The organism is Aurantimonas sp. A2-1-M11, from assembly GCF_036549475.1.
GTDB lineage: Bacteria > Pseudomonadota > Alphaproteobacteria > Rhizobiales > Rhizobiaceae > Aurantimonas.
Genome location: NZ_JAZHLI010000013.1, coordinates 1 through 19999 on the forward strand (window position 1 = coordinate 1; position 19999 = coordinate 19999).

Sequence of the window (19999 nt, forward strand, 5' to 3'; positions counted from 1 at the left end):
CGGAAACCGCTGGTGACCACCGCGCCGCCAATCTCGTCCTACAGCGCGATGAAAGGCGCGGACGAGATTGGCGACGCTATCGCCGAGCTACACCACCTGTGGGGACACGACCGATGGCCTCGCTAAACCCCTTTGCAACAAAAAGAAAAAAGGCACCGTCAGGGACCTCGTCTCGGGTTAGCGATGGGCAAGTGGCGGATGGGGTGGGATTCGAACCCACGGTACGGTCTCCCGCACGCCGGTTTTCAAGACCGGTGCCTTCAACCGCTCGGCCACCCATCCGTGCCTCGATCTCGCTGGCATGCCACGGGGTTGCGGTTGGCCGAAACGGCCTTGGCTGCCGGCTTGCCGTCGAGCGGTCATGCGCGCTGGCTTTACCGCCTGCCGGATCGCAAGGTCAAGCTGGCCGACCGGGGCACCCGCGCCGTCAACTTTCTTCCAGCCAGCCCGCCTCCATGGTCAGCGATGCCCGGAAGACGTACCTGCCGGCCTCGTCGCGCGCGGTCACCGTGATCGTATGCTGTCTGCCTTCGGGATCCAGACCCCTCGCCATGTCGGGAAGTGCCTCGAGTGCGGTGTTGCGCACAGCTTCCCGGTTTGCGCATTCAAAGCCGATATCGTCTTCGATGAACGCGTCCCGATCCTGGACGTCGAAGAAATAGAGGGGCATCAATGTCTCCAGCCGATGCATTGCGGTCGTCCGTAACGTTCCGGCGCCCGTTTCGAGCCGGCAGGGCGAAAGAAATGATCCAGGACTACCTGCGCAGGGCGGGATCAAGGTGCAAATAGAGGGGATCAAACTGCGCGACCTTCTGCAGCCGCGTCAGATCATGCACGATCATCTCCCGCTTCTGAACGGTGATCAGCCCTTCCTCGCGGAGGTCACGCAGGGTCCGATTGACCTGAACGATGCTCAGACCCATCGCGTCGGCAAACTGCTCCTGGGTGATCGGCATGCGGATGGGGTCTTCCGCCAGGCCCACGGCATCGAGCCTGGTATAGAGTTCGCACAGGATGTGGGCGATACGGGCATGTGCCGGCAACCGGCCAACGCAGCGCACCCATGTGCGGGAGATCGACGCATCAATCAGCGTTTCCCGCCAGAGCGCAGCCGCTGCGATGCGGTTGCGATCGCACAGATCCAGAATGGCCGCGTGCGGAATCTTGGCGAGCGTAGCGGGGGTGATGCTGGCTACGCTGTGATCCATTGTGGGCAGATGCAGCGTCTGGAGATCCGGAATGTCGCCGGGCACATAGAAGGAGAGGATCTGGCGCCTGCCGTCCCGGGTGTCCTGGAACCGGGCGACGTACCCTTCGAGAACGAGCAAGCAATGCTCGACGCGGTCGCCTTCGTGGCTGATCGTCTCGTTTCTTCCGTACTCCCGCACAATGGCGGGCAACATATGAAGATCCTGCAGGTCAGAGGCGCTCAGCCCGGAAGAACGCTCGAGCCTCCGGATGAGAATATCGGCGTGTCCCAGGCTTGCGAGCATGCAGGTCTCCGTTGTCGACGAGTAACCCAACGACTGCACCCGCGTCCTGTTCCGATCTCGCCTGAATGGATGAGCGTTCGCAGCGTCGCCCCTGTTTGCCATGATCAGCCGGCTCTCGGCATGACAGGACGGACTGCTCGGCGCCGTCGCCCCGCAAATCACAAAGGTCAGCGTCGGCCCGCTGCAGGCGTTGCGCGGGAACATTGCGGCATCGACAATGTGGGACGGTCGAGGCACGCCGTCCCTCGCGGATCGCGAGTTGCGCATCCAGCAACAAACCGGCGGGTTTTTGCCAAGGCCGAGGTCCGATGGTCGACCGGACGCCAAGGCGTGACTGTAACAATTCGTGAACTTACGATGATGCGCTCGCGATGCCGGTCCGACTATGGCGGGATTGTGGCGTTTCGTACCGGAAAAGGCGGTCGCGTACACATGAGATGGCGTCCGCGCAGTCACCAGCCAGACGATGCGCGGCTGTTCGGAGTCAACGCGTTAGGGGCATTTCGCGAGCATCGGCGCCGGTACGGGTCGCTCTTGGAGCGGGCGGTCATCCGGCCGCAAGTGCGATGAGCGCTGCGCCGTGCGCCATGACAAGTCAAGCCGGATCCAGTCCGCGGAAACCACTCTGGGCTCTCTGCCGGTTTGCCCGAGGAGTTCAGTCTTTGGTAAGGTCCAGCCTGCATGGGGGCACAGGTGCCGGGGCTGCCGATCAGGTGTACCCTGCTGTGTATCGAGTGAATGGAAGGGGCGCAGCATGGGCATTGCCGCTGCGAGACTGAAACGAGACGGGCTGATAACAGGTCTGGTCGTTTCGTCCGGGATGTTTATGGCGGGCTGCACGGGGGCGCAGTCGCCGGTCGAGGAACTTGCCGACATCAGTACCACGGTGAAGTTCGATTCCCGCACCTTCGGCGTGCCGGCCAGTCCGCGCGTCACGACTGCCAAGCGCGTACCCAAGGGCGGCGGTCGCTCGCAGGTCGGCAAGCCCTACAAGGTGCGCGGCAAATGGTACTATCCCAAGGACGACCCGGGCTATTCGAAGACCGGAACCGCGTCCTGGTACGGACCGAACTTCCATGGCCGCCTGACCGCCAATGGCGAAGTCTACGACATGCATGGCCTGTCGGCGGCGCATAAGACCTTTCCGCTGCCGTCCTACGCCATGGTCACCAATCTGGAGAACGGCAGCCGCGTGATGGTCCGCGTCAACGATCGCGGTCCGTTCGCCCATGGCCGCGAGATCGACCTGTCCGCCGTTGCGGCGGATCTGCTCGATTTCCAGAATGCCGGGACCGCCGAGGTGAAGGTCGACTATGTCGGCCGCGCGCCGCTGGAGGGCGACGACACCCAGATGCTGATGGCGAGCTACGAGCCGGCCCCGGGCAGCGAGCCCTATGGCGACACGATCATGGTCGCATCGGCCGAGGGGGCGATCGGGCCGCAGCGGGGCATCGGTGCCAGCGTGACGGCCTATGGTGCACAGGCCGGGCTGCCCGGCGTCCGTCCGATGGTGGGCGAGAGCGAGGGCAGGGGAGCCGGGTCGGGCCAGGGCTTCGACCTGCGCCGGCTGCTGCCGTTGGACGGCCTTTCGTCATTCACCAGTTCCTACGCCCCGGTACCGTCCGGCGGCGGCGCCGGCGATGCCCTGTCGGCGGCGATCGATGCCGAACCCGAGCGCATCGCCATCGGGACCATCGCCGGCGATCTCGCCGCGCGGGTTCGCAGCGTCGTTCTCGGTCACGGCCGCCTCGTCGAAGACGGTGTCCCCGGCGAGGCTGGCCTTGCCGCGACGCTCGTCGTCGATCGCGACGTCGACACGGACGCGCTGCTGCGCCGGCTGTGGCAGGTGGGCGCCGAGGATGCCTTCGTCGTCCGCGACTGAGGCGACCGTCAGCGGAGACGCTTCCGCCATGCCGCGGTGGCTGCGTAGCGGAGCTTCCCGGCTGTGGCCCAGTCCTTGCCCGGTACCGGCTTTGCAACCCGGCTGGACGAATGCACCGGCGGACCGGTTGCGAAGGCCTCCGGCACCGGCCTACAGTCCGGCCACTTCCAGTGCCCGCGGATTCCCCCGCCGGCACGCAAGCTGGACACCGATGACAGACGCATTTTCGTTCAAGACCATCCTGTTCGTCGCCAGCCTGGTGCTGCCGCTGGCAGGAATGAGCGATCGTGCCTTTTCCCAGGCAGACGACGCCGTTCCGCGCATCGAGACCACGGCGCGCGAAGCGCTGCTGGTCGACGGCAAGACCGGCACGGTGCTGTTCTCCAAGAATGCCGACGCGCCGTTCCCGCCGGCCTCGCTCGCCAAGATGATGACGATGGAAATCGTCTTCGCGGCGATCACGGACGGCTCGCTGTCCCTCGACACCGAGTTTCCGGTCAGCGAGCATGCCTGGCGGACGGGCGGCGCGCCCTCGCGCACGTCCACCATGTTCGCCGAACTGAAGTCGCAGGTGCCGGTCTCGGCGCTGATACGCGGCGCCATCATCCAGTCGGCCAACGACGCGGCGATCGTCATCGCCGAGGGGATGGAAGGCTCGGAGGCGGCCTTCGCCGAACGCATGAACGCCCGGGCGCGGGAACTCGGCATGATCAATTCGCGCTTTGCCAACCCGACCGGCCTGCCGGCGGACGACCAGTATGTCACCGCCCGCGACCTGATCACGCTGGCCCGGCACATCCGCTCGACCTATCCCGCACTCTACGCGATCTATGCCGAGCCGGCCTTCGAGTGGAACAAGATCTTCCAGCGCAATCGCAATCCCCTGCTGTCGATGGATATCGGCGCGGACGGGATCGAGACCGGCTTCACCGAAGCGTCGGGCTACAGTCTCGTCGGCGCGACGCGCGACGCGGGACGCGTCACCTTCGTGGCGATCAGCGGCACGGAGACCGCGCGCGACCGGGCGACGGAAGCCCGGAAGCTGCTGCTCTGGGCCAAGGACTCCTTCGCGACGGAAACTCTGTTTCCGGCCGATGAGATCGTCGGCTCGGCCAATGTCTTCGGGGGTGTTTCGGGCAGTGTCGCGCTGGCTGCGCGCGAGCCGGTCGAGGCCTTGCTGCCCGCCGATGCGCCGGAGCTCGTCAGCCTGCAGATCCGCTATCTGGAGCCGCTGCTCGCGCCGATCGCGGAAGGCCAGGCCGTTGCCTCGCTGGACATTCTGGTAGAAGGAGAGCCGGTGCTTTCGCGCGATCTCCACGCCGCCCATGCGGTGGCTGCCGGAAGCTTCACCGACCGCGCGCTCGGCGCGGTCAGGGAACTGGCCGTCGGCTGGCTCCGGCAGTTCTGACCTTCGACGCGGACCGCATTTGACCCGATACTTCATCACATTCGAGGGCGGCGAGGGCAGCGGCAAGACGACCCAGATTGCCCGCCTCGCCAACCACCTGCGCGCCGAGGGCCAGGAGGTCGTCACGACCCGCGAGCCCGGCGGATCGCCCGGTGCGAATGCGTTGCGGCACGTGATCCTGTCCGGCGCCGCGGAGCGGCTCGGTGTCGAGGTCGAAGCCATGCTGTTTGCCGCCGCGCGCGCCGACCACGTGGATACGCTGATCCGCCCGGCGCTCGAGGCAGGCAAGATCGTCCTCTGCGACCGGTTCCACGATTCCACCCGCGTCTATCAGTTCCTGGATTCGGACCTCGATCCCGGTACCATGGACGCGTTGGAACGCGCTGCCCTGGGCGATCTTCTGCCGAACCTGACGATCATCCTGGACGTGCCGGCAAGCATCGGCGTCGAGCGGGCGCGCCAGCGCCGCTCCGACCATTCGCCGGACCGCTTCGAGAAGGAGGACGAGGCACTGCACGAGCGGCGCCGGCAGGCCTTCCTGAAACTGGCCGAGGACATGCCGGAGCGCTGCGTCGTCGTGGACGGGACGCAGGACGAGGAGACCGTGGCCGAAGAGATCGGCGCACTGGTCGACGATCGCCTGGGCGCGGCGCGTCTTGAGGCTCTCGGCCAGTCGCTGGGGGCGGGAAAGACCGGCCGATGAGCGACGTGGCGTTGGAGCTTCCGGTCAGCCACGACGATTTCGACGGGGTTCCGCCACCGTCCGCCACACCGGCCCTTGTCGGCCACCGGACCGAATATGGCGAGCTGGTGGCCGCGGAACGGGCAGGGCGGCTGCACCATGCCTGGCTGTTCCAGGGGCCGCGCGGTGTCGGCAAGGCAACGACCGCCTTCGCCTTCGCCCGCCACCTCCTTTCGACCCGAGGGGACGACCGCACCGAGCCGCCGGCCTTCGATCCGTCGGATCCGGTGATGCGCCAGATCGCGCTCGGCACCTTTCCCGGCCTTGTCCATCTTACCCGGCCGCCGGTCGAGAAGGGGACCGGTTTCCGCACCCAGATCACCGTCGAGGGGGTGAGAAAGCTCAACCGGTTCTTCCAGGCCACCGGCGCGCAGGCGAGCTGGCGCGTCGCCATCATCGACCCGGCGGACGACATGAACCGCAGCGCAGCCAATGCGCTCCTGAAGATCCTGGAGGAACCACCGGCACGCTCGGTCTTCCTGATCATGAACCACGCGCCCGGCCGGCTCCTGCCGACCATCCGGTCGCGCTGCCGCACTCTGCGCTTCGACCCTCTCGGCAACGATGCGCTGGCGGCGGCGGTCGCGGCGGCGCTGCCAGGCGCCGGCCGTGAGGAGATCGTCGCCGCGGCGGCGCTCAGCGAAGGCAGCGTGCGGCAGGCCATCTCGCTGATTGCCCATGGGGGAATCGAGATCCGCCAGTCGCTGCAGACCCTTGTCGCCGCGGACAGGCCGGACTGGAACACCATCCATTCCATGGCCGACACCCTGACTCAGAAGGGGCGGGAGCAGGCCTACGAATTCCTGATCGCCGCGCTCCTGTCGGCGACGGCGGAAGCGAGCGAAGCGTGCCTGGATGCAGGCGACGGCGCGGGCGCAGCCGCGCTTGCGGCGCTGTGGCAGGACGAGACCGCCAGGCTGCGCGAAGCGGCGGCCTACAATCTCGACCGCAAGCAGGCGTTGCTGACCCTGTTCGACCGGTTCTATCGCTGCCGCGCGACGGCGAGGGCCGCCTGAGCCTCCACCGCGGCAGGTTTTGCCCCCCGGTCGATTGAGCCCCCGCCGGCAATGCACTATGTCGCACGGACCACGTCGCCTATCGTACGGAGTTTGACGACAGCCCCATGGCCGAACGCTTCTACCTGACCACCGCGATCTCCTACCCGAATGGTCGTCCGCATATCGGTCACGCCTACGAGTTCATCGCGACCGACGCCCTGGCGCGGTTCAAGCGACTCGACGGCTACGACGTGTTCTTCCTGACCGGCACCGACGAGCACGGCATCAAGATGTTGCAGAGTGCGCGGGAGCAGGGCGTCAGCCCGGCCGAACTGGCCCGGCGCAATTCCGCCGAGTTCGAGAAGATGGCCGCCACTCTCGGCGGCACCAATGACGACTTCATCCGGACCAGCGAAGACCGGCACGTGGCCGCTTGCCAGGCGATCTGGACCAAGATGGCTGCCGCCGGGGACATCTACAAGGACGCCTATTCCGGCTGGTATTCGGTTCGCGACGAGGCCTATTACGGCGAGGACGAGACCGAGCTGCGCGAGGACGGCAAGCGCTACGGCCCGCAGGGTTCGCCGGTCGAATGGGTGGCGGAGGAAAGCTATTTCTTCAAGCTGTCGGAATTTCAGGACCGGCTGCTGGCGCTGTACGAAGACAATCCGGATTTCATCGGCCCGTCCGAACGTCGCAACGAGGTCATGTCTTTCGTGCGCTCGGGCCTGAGGGACCTGTCGATCTCGCGCACCACATTCGACTGGGGCATTCCCGTGCCCGGCGACGAGAAGCACGTCATGTATGTGTGGGTCGATGCGCTGACCAACTATCTGACCGCCACCGGGTTTCCGCAGGAGGGCGAGCGCTCGCCCTACTGGCCGGCGGACCTGCACGTCATCGGCAAGGACATCGTCCGGTTCCACACGGTCTACTGGCCGGCCTTCCTGATGTCCGCCGGCCTGCCGCTGCCGCGCCGGGTCTACGCCCACGGCTTCCTGTTCAACCGCGGGGAGAAGATGTCGAAGTCGGTCGGCAACGTCATCGATCCGGACGCGCTGGTCGAGGTCTACGGTCTCGACCGCCTGCGCTATTTCCTGCTGCGCGAGGTCCCGTTCGGCCAGGACGGCAATTACTCCCATGAGGCGATCGTCAACCGCACCAACTCCGAGCTCGCCAACGATCTCGGCAATCTGGCGCAGCGTTCGCTGTCGATGGTGGCCAAGCATTGCGGCGCCAAGGTTCCGACGCCCGGCGCCTTTGCCGAAACGGACACCGCGATCCTGACGGCGGCGGACGATCTCCTGCCGAAGATCCGGCCCCTGATCGACCGCCAGGAGTTGCACGGCGTGCTGGCCGCGATCATCGCCGTCGTCAGCGAGGCGAACCGCTATTTCGCAGGGCAGGAGCCCTGGGCGCTACGCAAGAGCGATCCGGCCCGCATGGAGACGGTGCTGTTCGTCACGGCCGAAATCCTGCGCCGCGTGGCCATCCTGCTGCAGCCCTTCATGCCGGAGAGCGCGGGCAAGCTGCTCGACATTCTCGGCATCGGCCCGGACGCCCGTACCTTCACCGAACTGACGCCGGACGTTCGGCTCGTCGCCGGCCACGACCTGCCCGCGCCGCAGGCGATCTTCCCGCGTTTCGTCGAGGTGGACGACGCCGCATCATGATGCCCTTTCTCGTCGACAGTCACTGCCACCTGGACTTTCCCGATTTCGCCGACGATCGCTCGGAGCTGATTGCCCGCGCGAAGAACGAGGGGGTTGGCCTGTTCGTAACGATCTCGACCTTCGTCTCCAAGATCGAGACGCTGAGGGCGATCACGCGCGATCACGAGGAAGTCTTCGCTTCGGTCGGCACGCATCCGCACAATGCCGCGGCCGAGCCGGACACCAGCGTTGAGACGCTGGTGCGACTGTCGCAGGACGAGCGGATCGTCGCCATCGGCGAGGCTGGGCTCGACTATTTCTACGACAAGGCGCCGCGCAACATCCAGGAGACGGTGTTCCGCCGGCACATTGCCGCGGCGCGCGAAACCGGCCTGCCGCTGGTGATCCACGCGCGCGACGCGGACGAGGACATGATCCGTATCCTCGAGGACGAAAGCGGGAAGGGGACGTTCCCCTTCATCCTCCATTGCTTTTCCTCGGGGCGCCGCCTCGCCGAAGTCGGCGTGGCGCTCGGCGGTTACGTCTCGTTTTCCGGCATCCTGGCCTTCAAGAAGTCCGAAGAGATCCGCGCCATCGCCGCCGACGTCCCGATGGAGCGGCTGCTGGTGGAAACCGACGCGCCGTATCTCGCGCCGCCGCCGTATCGTGGCAAGCGCAATGAGCCGGCTTATGTTCGCCATACCGCCGAGGTTCTGGCGGAGACGAAGGGCGTCGATCTGGCGACCATCGCGGGCCAGACGTCGGACAATTTCTTTGCGCTGTTCGCCAAAATTTCCGATCCGAGACCGGCTTAATCGGAGACGCGGGTGAGCGACACGCTACGGCTGACCATACTGGGCTGCGCTTCGTCGCCGGGCGTTCCGCGCATCAATGGCGATTGGGGCGCATGCGATCCGACCAACCCGAAGAACCGCCGCATGCGGTCATCGGCGCTGATCGAGCGCATCGGAAGCCAGGGCCGTACCGTCGTCGCCATCGATTGCGGCCCGGACTTTCGCGAGCAGATGCTGATGGCCGGCGTCCGACATCTGGACGCCGTGGTCCTGACGCATCCGCATGCCGACCATATTCACGGTCTGGACGATCTGCGCGGGTACATGCTGACCCAGAAGTCGCGGATCCCGGTCCATGCCGACAGCGCGACCCATGTGCGGGTGCTGGACGCGTTCCGCTACTGCTACGAGACACCGGCGGGCAGCGCCTATCCGCCCATCGCACGGCATGTCGAGATCAGCGACGGCGAACGCTTCACCGTCGACGGTGCCGGCGGGACGCTGACATTCGCGCCGTTCCGGCAGGAACACGGCTCGATCCACTCGCTGGGCTACCGGGTCGGACCGCTGGCCTATTGCAGCGACGTCAGCGACTTTCGCGCGCCGGCGATCGCCGCGATCTCCGGCGCGCGCCACATTGTCATCGACGCGCTCCAGTACCGGACGCATCCCAGCCACCTGTCGGTGGCGCAGGCGCTCGACTGGATCGCACGCCTCGGCGTTCCCGGCGCGACGCTGACCCACATGCACACTCCGCTGGACTACGACACGCTCTGCCGCGAGCTGCCGGACCATGTGCGCCCGGGTCATGACGGCCTGACGCTGGAATGGCCGCTCGAAGACTGAGCCCGGGACCCTCGGCTAGGAGCGGCATCGCAATCTCGGATCTCAGGCCAGCGGGAGCGTTCTGCACGTCCACGCACGGCAGCAGGCCCCCGCGGTCTCACATATCTGGTTCCATAATCTATCTTATGCAACTTTCTGATATGGGGTGCAGACATTGGTGTGGTTGTCGCAGTGGCTGGAACTGTCGCGAATGTGTCTCCGACACACCGATCCGCGGCCCTTCCCTCGGCGCACGCTCGCGGCTAAGCGGAAGCGATCCGCATGAGCGCTTCGGAGTTTTGACATGACGCCATCAAACGACGTGGCCCGCCTAGTCGAAATCATGGCGGCGCTGCGCGATCCGGTCTCGGGATGCCCGTGGGATGTCGAGCAGGATTTTGCGACGATCGCGCCCTATACGATCGAGGAAGCCTACGAGGTCGCCGACGCCATCGAGCGGAACGACGCGGTCGATCTGCGCGAGGAACTGGGCGATCTCCTGCTGCAGGTCGTCTATCACGCGCAGCTGGCGGCCGAGGCCGGCCATTTCGGCTTCGACGACGTGGTCGAGGGCATTACCCGAAAGATGATCCGACGCCATCCGCATGTCTTCGGCGATGCCGTTGCGCGGTCTGCAGGCTCGGCCAAGGGCCAATGGGACCGCATCAAGGCGGAGGAAAAGGCCGAGCGCGCGGCCTTGCGCGCGAAGACCGCATCCGTCGCGCTCATGCGATCCGATGCCGGCGGCGGTGGGGCCGACGCGGCCCAAACCGGGCATCTCGATGGCGTGCCGTCCGGATTTCCCGCGCTGACCTTGGCGCTGAAGGTGCAGCAGAAGGCCGCGAAGGTCGGGTTCGACTGGGACCGGCCGGAGCCGATCGTCGGCAAGATCAACGAGGAGATCGACGAAGTCGCCGAGGCTGCGGACAGCGGCGATCGCGATGCGCTGGAGGGCGAGATCGGCGACCTTTTGTTCAGTGCCGTCAATCTGGCGCGCTATCACGAGATCGATCCGGAAGCTGCGCTACGGCGCTGCGTGCGCAAGTTCCGGGGCCGGTTCCGCTATATCGAACAGGAGCTTGCGGCGACAGGACGCTCGCTGGATACCGCCGGTCTCGACGAAATGGAAGCGCTCTGGGTCGCGGCCAAGACCCGCAAGTAGCCGGCGGTCACCTGATCCCTGGCGACTACCGTTGGCGCGGTATGGATGAACTGTGCAGAGCGCCGAGACAGGGCTCGGGCGAGGTCGATCTCACGGCGATGGGATAGGCGGTGAACTTGATCCGGCATGGGCACCCTGCCCGCCGGACATGCGGTCCGGGTTCGCTTGCGTCCGGACCGCGCAGGACCGGCGCGCCGACCGGGCCGCTCAGGCCCGGCGGTGAGCGATCATCCCGGCTGCCCCGCAAGCGCAGCGAGGTCGGCCTGCTTCAGCTCGACGGATTCGCCGCAGCCGCAGGCCGAGGTCTGATTGGGATTGCGGAAGGTGAAGCCGGACCGCAGAACGGTCTCCTCGTAATCCATTTCGGTGCCCAGCAGGAAGAGCACAGCTTCCGGCGCCACCAGCACCCTGGCGCCGTCCTTCTCGATCAGGTCCTCGTTCGGCTGGGCCTCGGTCGCCAGATCGATGGTGTATTCCATGCCCGCGCAGCCGCCCTTCTTGATGCCGATCCGCAGCCCGAGCGCGTCCGCGCCCTTGCTCGACGTGATCGCCTTGACCCGTTCGGCGGCGGCATCGGTCATGCTCATCACGGTGAAGCGGCTCATGGCAGCCTCCTTTCGAGAAATTCCGTCACGCGGACACTAGCAGAAAGATGGGGCGTTCCGCGAGGCGCCACAAGGCGAAGGCTGCGTCGGCGGTGTCGCTCGCCACCGGCCGCTCAGGACCGCGACCAGAGTTCGCCGGTGGCAAGTTCGGCGGCATGGCCGTCGGGGTCGCGGAAATACAGGCTGTGCCCGCGGCCCCGCGACCATTCAACCTCGCTCTCCACCGCCACGCCGCAATCATCCAGATGCCGGCGCCATTCCTCCACCGAGCCCTCGGGTATTGCGAGGGCGAAATGGATCGGCCCCTGCCCGTCATGCGGCGGGATCGTGCCGTCCGGCATGACGACAGGCTCCAGCGTCGATCCACGGGCAAACAGGATCAGGACGGTGCCGTCCGGCAGCCGGAAGACACAGATACGGTCTTCCTCGAACAGCGGCGCCAGTCCGAGGACGGACGTGTAGAACGACCGGGACCGCGCCATGTCGTCGACATAGAGGCAGGTCTCCAGCAATCCGGACAGAGGCGGTGCCATCGCCGCGGCGTCAGAACCAGCCGACGGCGACCTGCGCCTCTTCGCTCATCCGCTCGGGTGTCCAGGGCGGATCGAAGACGAGGTCGACGCGAACCTGGCCGACGCCGTCCACGGAACTGACGGCATTCTCCACCCAGATCGGCATCTCGCCGGCGACCGGGCAGCCCGGTGCGGTCAGCGTCATCTGGACGTCGACATTGCGCTCGTCGTCGATGTCGATCTTGTAGATCAGGCCGAGTTCGTAGATGTCGGCCGGAATTTCCGGATCGTAGACGGTCTTCAGGGCGCCGACGATGTCATCGGTGAGGCGCGTGAGCTCCTCGGCCGGGATCGCCGACTGCGTGCCACCGTCGCCGGACGCCATGGCAACGTTGGCGGCCGCCGTGTCGTCCGCTGCGGGCTTGGGGTCGGCTTGATCAGTCATGCGCTCATCCCTGCGGCATCTCCCGGTCTCGCGCGGTCGCGATCCTGCGGGTCAATGCCTTCGAATTCAGTCTTGCGGCGGACTCGTTCAGGCGAAGAACCGCCTCGCCTTTTCGAGCGCCTCGGCCAGGCGGTCGATCTCGTAGGTCGTATTATACATACCAAAGGACGCCCGGCATGTGGAGGTCGCCCCGAAACGCTTCAAGAGCGGCTGGGCGCAATGGGTGCCGGCGCGGACCGCGATGCCTTCGCGGTCGATGACCATCGAGACGTCGTGGGCGTGTATCCCCTCAAGGTCGAAGGAGACGATGGCCCCCTTCCCTGGCGCGTCGCCATAGATGCGCAAGGAATTCACTGCGCGCAATCGCTCATGGGCGTAGTCGCGCAACGTTTCCTCATGAGTCGCAATGGCCTCGCGCCCGATGCCGTTCATGTAGTCCAGCGACGCGCCGAGCCCGATCGCCTGGACGATGGGTGGCGTGCCCGCCTCGAAGCGATGCGGCGGGGCGTTGTAGGTGACCGTGTCCTCTGTCACCTCGACGATCATTTCGCCGCCGCCGTTGAAGGGCTGCGTGCGCTCCAGCATCTCGCGCTTGCCGTAGAGGATGCCGATCCCGGTGGGGCCGTAGACCTTGTGTCCCGTGAACACATAGAAATCGCAGTCCAGATCCTGGACATCGACCGGCAGATGCACGGCTGCCTGGCTGCCGTCGACGAGCACCGGAATGCCCTTGGCATGCGCCATCGCGCAGACCGCCTTCACATCGACCACGGTCCCCAGGACATTGGACATGTGGGTCGTGGCGATCATTTTGGTGCGCGGCGTGATCGCACGCTCGAAGGCCGCCACGTCGATGGAGCCATCTTCCGCGACCGGCACGAAGACCAGCCTGGCGCCCTTCTTCTCGCGAATGAAATGCCAGGGGACGATGTTGGAGTGGTGCTCCATGATCGTCAGGACGATCTCGTCGCCCTCCCCGATCTCGTTCATGCCGTAGCCATAGGCCACCAGGTTGATCGCCTCGGTGGCCGAACGGGTGAAGACGATCTCCTCGGCGCTCCCGGCGTTCAGGAAGTCCGACACCTTGCCGCGGGCCGCCTCGAACTCCTCCGTCGCCTTGTTGGACAGGAAATGCAGGCCACGATGGACGTTGGAATAGTCCTCCGAATACGCCTTCTGGACCGCGTCGAGCATCGCCCGCGGCTTCTGGGCCGATGCGCCGTTGTCGAGATAGACCAGCGGCTTGCCGTAGACTTCCTTCGACAGGATCGGGAAATCGCGCCGGATGGCGTCGATGTCGTAGGCGGGACCGGCGGCAGCCATCACGTCAGCCTTCATGGCTCAGGAACTCCGTTTGCGCGCGTTTCGCCTCGGCTGGGCCGAGGAGGGGGACGGGTGCGGCCGGACATGCCGGCGCACCCGCCAGAGCGGCATTATCGCTGCTGGGTCAGCCAGGCGTCGATGCGCTCCATCAGCGCGTCCCCGGCCGCCTCGTCTTCCAGTTCCTCGACGACTTCCGCGACGAAGGCCTTCACGAGCAATGCCCGTGCCGGCTTCTCCGGAATGCCGCGGGACATCAGGTAGAACAGGTGATCGGCGTTGATCTCGCCGGCGGTGGCTCCGTGTCCGCACTGCACGTCGTCGGCGAAGATCTCAAGCTCGGGCTTGGCCGAGAAGTCGCCGTTCTCCGACAGAAGCAGCGTGTTGCACGCCATCTTGGCGTCGGTCTTCTGGGCGTCCTTGGCGACCTTGATCATGCCCTGGAATACGCCATGCCCGCCCATGACCACGTTCCGGAAGGTCTCCGTGGCGGTGGTGTTGGGCACCTGATGGCGCAGCGTCGTGGTCACGTCGACATGCTGGCCCTCGCTGAGGAGGTTCACGCCGCGAATGCGGATCTCGCTGTTCTCGCCGATCGATTCGACATGCACCTCGTTGCGCACCAGCGCGCCGCCGCTGTTCAGGACGAAGAGCTTGAACACCGCATCGGCCCCGACGGTCACGTTGAGCTGGCCCAGATGGGCAGCCGACGGCCCTTTCGCCTGATCGATGATCCAGAGCACCTCGGCCCCATCGGCGATCACCAGATGCGACACGCCGGTCGACGGTGTGCCGGTGGAATTGCCTTCGATCCGTTCGACAAACGTCGCCCTGGCGCGTTCGCCGACCCTGCAACGGGCAAAGCCGTGGCCCCGGTCCCCGGTGCCGGAGCGCAACTCGATCGGCGCGGCCAGCGCCGTGTCGGCAGCCACATCGACCGCAACGCCCGGCGCACCGAAGGCGGCATTCACGAGGCGGACGGTGTCGATCGGCCGGTCCAGATGGTTCGGCGAACGGTTCCAGTCAGCAGCCTCGTCCAGCGCCGTGATGCGCACGCCCTCGACCGTGCCGGTCGCCTCGGGGGCGCTCATCTCGACGACATGGCTGTTGTGCAGGAGCGGCGCGAGAAGCGCCGCGTCCTGGTCCCGCGTTGCTTCAACGGCCCCGGCCTCGGCGCCCGGCAGGCGGCCCATGAGGCCCCGCAGGTCCGTATAATGCCACGCCTCGGTGCGCCGGTTCGGCAGGCCTTCGCGGCGCAATGCGTCAATGGCGGACGCCGCCGCCGACCCGACGTTGCCGGCCCGTTCGGCGCTTTCGAGCAGCGCCGCCTCGGCCGGACTTCTGGTTCTGAGCTGATGCACCGTCATGATCAGGCGGCCTCGTCGATCAGCTGGCCGTAGCCTTCATTCTCAAGCTGCAGCGCCAGATCCTTGTCGCCCGTCTTGATGATCTGCCCCCTGTAGAGGACGTGGACCGAATCCGGCACGATGTAGTCGAGCAGGCGCTGGTAATGGGTGATGATCAGGAACGACCGCTCGGGCGAGCGCAGCGCGTTGACGCCGTCGGAGACGATCTTCAGCGCGTCGATGTCGAGGCCGGAATCGGTCTCGTCCATGACGCAGAGCCTGGGCTCCAGCAGCGCCATCTGCAGGATCTCGGCGCGCTTCTTCTCGCCGCCAGAAAAGCCGACATTGAGCGGACGCTTGAGCATCGCCGCATCGATCTTCAGGTCGGCCGCCGCCGCCTTCACCCGGCGCATGAAGTCGGGCGTGGTCAGTTCGCCCTCGCCGCGCGCCTTACGCTGGGAGTTCAGCGCCGTCTTCAGGAAGGTCATCGTGGCGACGCCCGGGATCTCCAGCGGATACTGGAAGGCCAGGAAGACGCCGGAGGAGGCGCGCTCGGCCGGGTCCATCTCCAGGATCGACTCGCCGTTGTAGATGATGTCGCCCTCCGTGACATCGTAGTCGTCGCGGCCGGCCAGGATATAGGACAGCGTCGACTTGCCGGAGCCGTTGGGCCCCATGATCGCCGCGACCTCGCCGTCCTGCACGGTCAGATTGACGCCGCGCAGGATCTCGGTCTCGTCGTCGGCCACGCGGGCGTGAAGGTTCTTGATTTCAAGCATGTCAGTTCCTGCGATCAGTAGCTGCGCGTGTCGCGCAATTCATAGTGTTGCGAGCATTTGTCGAACCGCTTCAGGACGCGCCGCGCCTCGTCGGGGACGTAGCTGCGCTCGTGGTCATCGCCGACAAAGGCCTTCACGTTGTCGATGGAATCGAACTCCATGATGGTGACGAACTCGACCTCGTCGGCAAGCGGGCGACGCAACACCTCGATGCGGCGGAACCCGGGAATGGCCTTGCCTTCGATGCCCTTGATCACCTCCGAGCGAAGGATCGATTCGTACGTTTCGGCGTTCTCCGGCGTCGTGTATCCATGCCAGATCCGCTTGATCATCCCACCGAGCCTTCGAGGCTGATGCCGATCAGTTTCTGCGCCTCGACGGCGAACTCCATCGGGAGTTGCTGGATCACGTCCTTGACGAAGCCGTTGACGATCAGTGCCACGGCTTCTTCCTCGGGGATGCCGCGCTGCATGCAGTAGAACAGCTGGTCGTCCGAGATCTTCGACGTGGTCGCCTCATGCTCGAACTGCGCGGTGGCGTTCTTCACCTCGATATAGGGCACGGTGTGCGCGCCGCAGTCGTTGCCGATCAGAAGCGAGTCGCACTGGGTGAAGTTGCGGGCATTGGCCGCCTTGCGGTTGGCCGAGACCAGGCCGCGATAGGTGTTGTTGGAATTGCCGGCCGAGATGCCCTTGGAGATGATGCGGCTGGTGGTGTTCTTGCCCAGATGGATCATCTTGGTGCCGCTGTCGATCTGCTGGCGACCGTTGGAGACGGCGATCGAGTAGAACTCGCCGCGGGAATTGTCGCCGCGCAGGATGCAGGACGGGTACTTCCAAGTGATCGCCGAGCCGGTCTCGACCTGCGTCCAGGAAATGCGAGAGTTCTTGCCGCGGCAATCGCCCCGCTTGGTGACGAAATTGTAGATGCCGCCCTTGCCGTCCTTGTCTCCGGGATACCAGTTCTGGACCGTCGAATATTTGATCTCGGCGTCGTCGAGGGCGATCAGTTCGACCACCGCCGCATGGAGCTGATTCTCGTCGCGCTGGGGCGCGGTGCAGCCTTCCAGATAGGAGACGTAAGAGCCCTCGTCGGCGATGATCAGCGTGCGCTCGAACTGGCCGGTGTTCTTCTCGTTGATCCGGAAATAGGTCGACAGCTCCATCGGGCAGCGCACGCCCTTGGGCACGTAGACGAAGGACCCGTCGGTGAAGACCGCGGAGTTCATCGTGGCGAAGAAGTTGTCGGACACCGGGACGACCGAGCCGAGATATTTCTTGACCAGTTCCGGGTGTTCGCGGATCGCCTCGGAGATCGGCATGAAGATCACGCCGGCCTTCTCGAGTTCCTTCTTGAAGGTGGTGGCGACCGAGACCGAATCGAAGACGGCGTCGACCGCCACGCGGCGCTCGGTCGGCGCGACCTCGTTGCCGTCGTCGTCATACGTCGGCGCGGCCGCCGGCTTCACGACGCCCGCCAGCATTTCCTGCTCGCGCAGCGGGATCCCCAGCTTCTCGTAGGTCCGAAGGATTTCGGGATCCACCTCGTCGAGCGAGGCCGGCCCTGACATGGATTTCGGTGCGGCGTAGTAGTGGATGTCCTGGAAATCGATCTCGGGATAGTCGAGGCGTGCCCAGGACGGGCTCTCCATCGTCTTCCAGCGCTCGAAGGCCTCCAGACGCCAGTCCAGCATCCACTGCGGCTCGTCCTTCTTGGCGGAGATCAGCCGGATGATGTCCTCGTTGAGACCCTTGGGCGCCACATCCATCTCGATGAGCGTCTCGAATCCGTATTTGTACTGATCGACATCGATCTTGCGGACCTGATCGATGGTTTCCTGAACTGCTGGCATTCCGATTCTCCATACTCGCCGGATTCAAGGTCCGGTGGTCGGCGCGCCGCCGGAGAGACCGGCCGCGCGGTGTAGATAGCAACGAAGCGCCCCAGTTTTTAGGGCGTATCCCATGTCATGCGAACTCGTATCGTCACGCGGCGCGGGGCTCCCGCGCCGTCGGGGCCGCGCGTTCCGCCAGTGCGGCATATTCGCGAACGAAGCGATCGAGATCGGCGATGGTGGTCTCATAGCCGAAGCTGACGCGGATGGCACCGTCATCGGCAGAAATGTCGAGGCCGCCTGCCACCATCGCGTCGACCACGTGGCTGCGGCCAACCTTGCCCGACGAGCAGGCCGATCCGGCCGAAACGGCCAGTCCGGCGAGATCGAGACCGATCTGGGCGGTTTCGCCGCGCAGGCCGGGCGACGCAATGGCGACCGTATTGGGCAGGCGCGGCACGCGGCCACCGAGGATCGTTCCCCCCGAAACGCGCGCGGTCAGCTCTGCTTCCAGATGCCGGCGCAGCGCCATCAATTCGTCGGGAGCCTGTTCGAGCCGGGCACGTACATGGCGCGCCGCCGCGCCCAGGCTTGCGATCGCCGGAACGGCCGTCGTGCCGGCACGACGGCCGCTTTCCTGGCCGCCGCCGCGGACCAGCGGGAACGGCCGGGTAGCGGGATTGCTCAGGATGAGCGCGCCGACCCCCTTGGCCGCACCGAATTTGTGCCCGGAGACGAAGGCCGCATCGGCGCCGCTCGAAGCGAAGTCGAACGCCGTCCGGCCGATCACCTGGACGGCATCAATCACGAGACGCACCGGCTGCCCGGCGATCGCCGCAAGGATGCGGTCCATGGGCTGCAGGACACCAGTCTCGGAATTGGCCAGGGTCAGCGCCAGAAGACCGGTCGTGCCCTCTTCCGTTCCATCGGCCCATGCCGCCAGTGCTTCGCAGTTCACCAGCCCGTTGCCGTCCACCGGCAGCCGGGTCACGGTGCCCGGGTCAAAGCTGGCGCCGTCCCGGATGCAGGGATGGTCGGTGTCGATGACCGCGAGCCGCGACATGCGCGTCTCCGCACCATCCACCAGCCAGCGCGGCGACAGGCAGGTCGTCGCAGCTTCGCTGGCGCCGCTGGTGAAGGTGACGTGCTCCCGATTGCAGGACAGAAGCCGTGCCAGTTCGTCACGGGCATTTTCGACCAACGCCCGGGCCCTGCGGCCTTCGCTGTGAACAGAGGACGGATTGGCGGCATCGAGCGACGCCACCAGCGCTGCGCGCGCCTCAGGCAGCAGCGGAGCGCTGGCATTGTGGTCCAGATAGAGACGCTCGCCTCTGCTCATTGCCTCTCGCAACGGTTCGGTCCGGGGCGCAATGTGCAAAAATCTTGAATTTTTGGCGGAGCCCGGACTACAAGACGCCTGACAGACGCCCCGTAGTTTTGAATCATTCTAAACTGGACCCTACGAGGCCACTTCGGCTTCGTCAAGTCGGTCCAGTCGAGCCATTCCGCTCGCCAAGGAACATTATTATGCCCGAAGTGATCTTCAATGGCCCTGCCGGCCGCCTGGAAGGCCGTTATCAGGCCGCCAAGGAGAAGAACGCCCCGATCGCGATCGTGCTGCACCCGCATCCGCGCTTCGGCGGTACGATGAACAACCAGATCGTCTACAAGCTCTTCTACATGTTCGTGGAGCGCGGTTTTACGACACTGCGCTTCAATTTTCGCGGCATCGGCCGCAGCCAGGGCGAGTTCGACCATGGCTCGGGCGAATTGTCGGACGCGGCATCGGCCCTCGACTGGGTCCAGAGCCTGCATCCCGATTCCAAGCAGTGCTGGGTCGCCGGCTATTCCTTCGGCTCGTGGATCGGCATGCAGCTTCTCATGCGCCGTCCGGAGATCGAGGGGTTCTTCTCGATCTCGCCGCAGCCGAACTCCTACGATTTCTCCTTCCTCGCCCCCTGCCCGTCCTCGGGCCTGATCATCCATGGCGACAAGGACCGGGTGGCACCGCCGAAGGATGTGCAGACCCTCGTCGACAAGCTGAAGACCCAGAAGGGCATCGTCATCACCCAGAAGACGATGGAAGGGGCGAACCACTTCTACAGCGAGCACACGGACGAGCTCATCACCGAATGCTCGGACTATCTCGACCGGCGGCTTGCCGGCGAGCTGAGCGATCCGCGGCCCAAGCGCCTGCGCTAA

Annotated in this window: 19 protein-coding genes, 1 tRNA gene and 1 pseudogene; 9 read left to right on the plus strand and 12 right to left on the minus strand. The window is 65.7% G+C overall.

Going from position 1 to position 19999, the window contains the following annotated elements:
• Nucleotides 1-192: 192 nt before the first annotated feature.
• The 3 genes from VQ042_RS08195 to VQ042_RS08205 all read right to left on the minus strand — a co-directional run bounded on the left by VQ042_RS08195 (nt 193) and on the right by VQ042_RS08205 (nt 1493).
• Nucleotides 193-282: transfer RNA gene (locus VQ042_RS08195), tRNA-Ser, on the minus strand.
• A 145-nt stretch (nt 283-427) separates the two neighbouring features.
• Complete coding sequence (locus VQ042_RS08200) at nt 428-691, minus strand: DUF6894 family protein (protein ID WP_331817401.1); 264 nt, start codon at nt 689-691, stop codon at nt 428-430.
• A gap of 64 nt (nt 692-755) precedes the next feature.
• Entirely contained in the window at nt 756-1493 is a 738-nt protein-coding gene (locus VQ042_RS08205) for a Crp/Fnr family transcriptional regulator (protein WP_331817403.1), read from the minus strand.
• 826 nt (nt 1494-2319) lie between these two features.
• Here VQ042_RS08205 and VQ042_RS08210 point away from each other — a divergent pair.
• The 8 genes and pseudogenes from VQ042_RS08210 to mazG all read left to right on the plus strand — a co-directional run bounded on the left by VQ042_RS08210 (nt 2320) and on the right by mazG (nt 10956).
• On the plus strand, nt 2320-3375 hold the full coding sequence (locus VQ042_RS08210; RefSeq protein WP_331817405.1) for a septal ring lytic transglycosylase RlpA family protein: 1056 nt from the start codon (nt 2320-2322) through the stop codon (nt 3373-3375).
• A gap of 211 nt (nt 3376-3586) precedes the next feature.
• Nucleotides 3587-4783, plus strand: a complete 1197-nt coding sequence (locus VQ042_RS08215; RefSeq protein ID WP_331817407.1) for a D-alanyl-D-alanine carboxypeptidase family protein — start codon at nt 3587-3589, stop codon at nt 4781-4783.
• A gap of 19 nt (nt 4784-4802) precedes the next feature.
• Nucleotides 4803-5486: a dTMP kinase gene (gene tmk / locus VQ042_RS08220; RefSeq protein ID WP_331817409.1), complete on the plus strand. Its 684-nt coding sequence runs from the start codon at nt 4803-4805 to the stop codon at nt 5484-5486.
• The gene (locus VQ042_RS08225) at nt 5483-6541 is read left to right on the plus strand and encodes a DNA polymerase III subunit delta' (RefSeq protein ID WP_331817411.1); all 1059 of its coding nucleotides are present in this window, start codon (nt 5483-5485) and stop codon (nt 6539-6541) included. The genes tmk and VQ042_RS08225 overlap by 4 nt, the downstream gene beginning before the upstream one ends.
• Before the next feature lie 89 nt (nt 6542-6630).
• A pseudogene (gene metG, locus VQ042_RS08230) lies at nt 6631-8196 on the plus strand (methionine--tRNA ligase); the annotation flags it as partial.
• On the plus strand, nt 8196-8990 hold the full coding sequence (locus VQ042_RS08235; protein ID WP_331818215.1) for a TatD family hydrolase: 795 nt from the start codon (nt 8196-8198) through the stop codon (nt 8988-8990). The pseudogene metG and the gene VQ042_RS08235, both read left to right, overlap by 1 nt.
• A 12-nt stretch (nt 8991-9002) precedes the next feature.
• Nucleotides 9003-9815: an MBL fold metallo-hydrolase gene (locus VQ042_RS08240; RefSeq protein ID WP_331817413.1), complete on the plus strand. Its 813-nt coding sequence runs from the start codon at nt 9003-9005 to the stop codon at nt 9813-9815.
• 283 nt (nt 9816-10098) lie between these two features.
• Nucleotides 10099-10956, plus strand: a complete 858-nt coding sequence (gene mazG / locus VQ042_RS08245) for a nucleoside triphosphate pyrophosphohydrolase (RefSeq protein ID WP_331817415.1) — start codon at nt 10099-10101, stop codon at nt 10954-10956.
• 227 nt (nt 10957-11183) lie between these two features.
• Here mazG and sufA read toward each other — a convergent pair whose 3' ends face one another.
• The 9 genes from sufA to VQ042_RS08290 form a co-directional block, all read right to left on the minus strand.
• Nucleotides 11184-11561, minus strand: a complete 378-nt coding sequence (gene sufA / locus VQ042_RS08250; protein WP_331817417.1) for a Fe-S cluster assembly scaffold SufA — start codon at nt 11559-11561, stop codon at nt 11184-11186.
• A gap of 113 nt (nt 11562-11674) precedes the next feature.
• Nucleotides 11675-12094, minus strand: a complete 420-nt coding sequence (locus tag VQ042_RS08255; RefSeq protein ID WP_331817419.1) for a VOC family protein — start codon at nt 12092-12094, stop codon at nt 11675-11677.
• A gap of 10 nt (nt 12095-12104) precedes the next feature.
• On the minus strand, nt 12105-12458 hold the full coding sequence (locus VQ042_RS08260; protein ID WP_442880059.1) for an SUF system Fe-S cluster assembly protein: 354 nt from the start codon (nt 12456-12458) through the stop codon (nt 12105-12107).
• Between the two features lie 147 nt (nt 12459-12605).
• Complete coding sequence (locus VQ042_RS08265; RefSeq protein ID WP_331818217.1) at nt 12606-13841, minus strand: cysteine desulfurase; 1236 nt, start codon at nt 13839-13841, stop codon at nt 12606-12608.
• A 110-nt stretch (nt 13842-13951) separates the two neighbouring features.
• The gene (gene sufD, locus VQ042_RS08270; protein ID WP_331817423.1) at nt 13952-15205 is read right to left on the minus strand and encodes a Fe-S cluster assembly protein SufD; all 1254 of its coding nucleotides are present in this window, start codon (nt 15203-15205) and stop codon (nt 13952-13954) included.
• Between the two features lie 2 nt (nt 15206-15207).
• The gene (sufC, locus tag VQ042_RS08275; protein ID WP_331817425.1) at nt 15208-15963 is read right to left on the minus strand and encodes a Fe-S cluster assembly ATPase SufC; all 756 of its coding nucleotides are present in this window, start codon (nt 15961-15963) and stop codon (nt 15208-15210) included.
• A 14-nt stretch (nt 15964-15977) separates the two neighbouring features.
• Nucleotides 15978-16295, minus strand: coding sequence for an antibiotic biosynthesis monooxygenase family protein (locus VQ042_RS08280; RefSeq protein ID WP_331817427.1), 318 nt, complete (start codon nt 16293-16295; stop codon nt 15978-15980).
• Nucleotides 16292-17815, minus strand: a complete 1524-nt coding sequence (sufB, locus tag VQ042_RS08285; RefSeq protein ID WP_331817429.1) for a Fe-S cluster assembly protein SufB — start codon at nt 17813-17815, stop codon at nt 16292-16294. The genes VQ042_RS08280 and sufB overlap by 4 nt, the downstream gene beginning before the upstream one ends.
• Nucleotides 17816-17948: 133 nt before the next feature.
• Entirely contained in the window at nt 17949-19136 is a 1188-nt protein-coding gene (locus VQ042_RS08290; RefSeq protein ID WP_331817431.1) for a cysteine desulfurase family protein, read from the minus strand.
• 188 nt (nt 19137-19324) lie between these two features.
• Here VQ042_RS08290 and VQ042_RS08295 point away from each other — a divergent pair, with 188 nt between their 5' ends.
• Nucleotides 19325-19999: an alpha/beta hydrolase gene (locus VQ042_RS08295; RefSeq protein WP_331817433.1), complete on the plus strand. Its 675-nt coding sequence runs from the start codon at nt 19325-19327 to the stop codon at nt 19997-19999.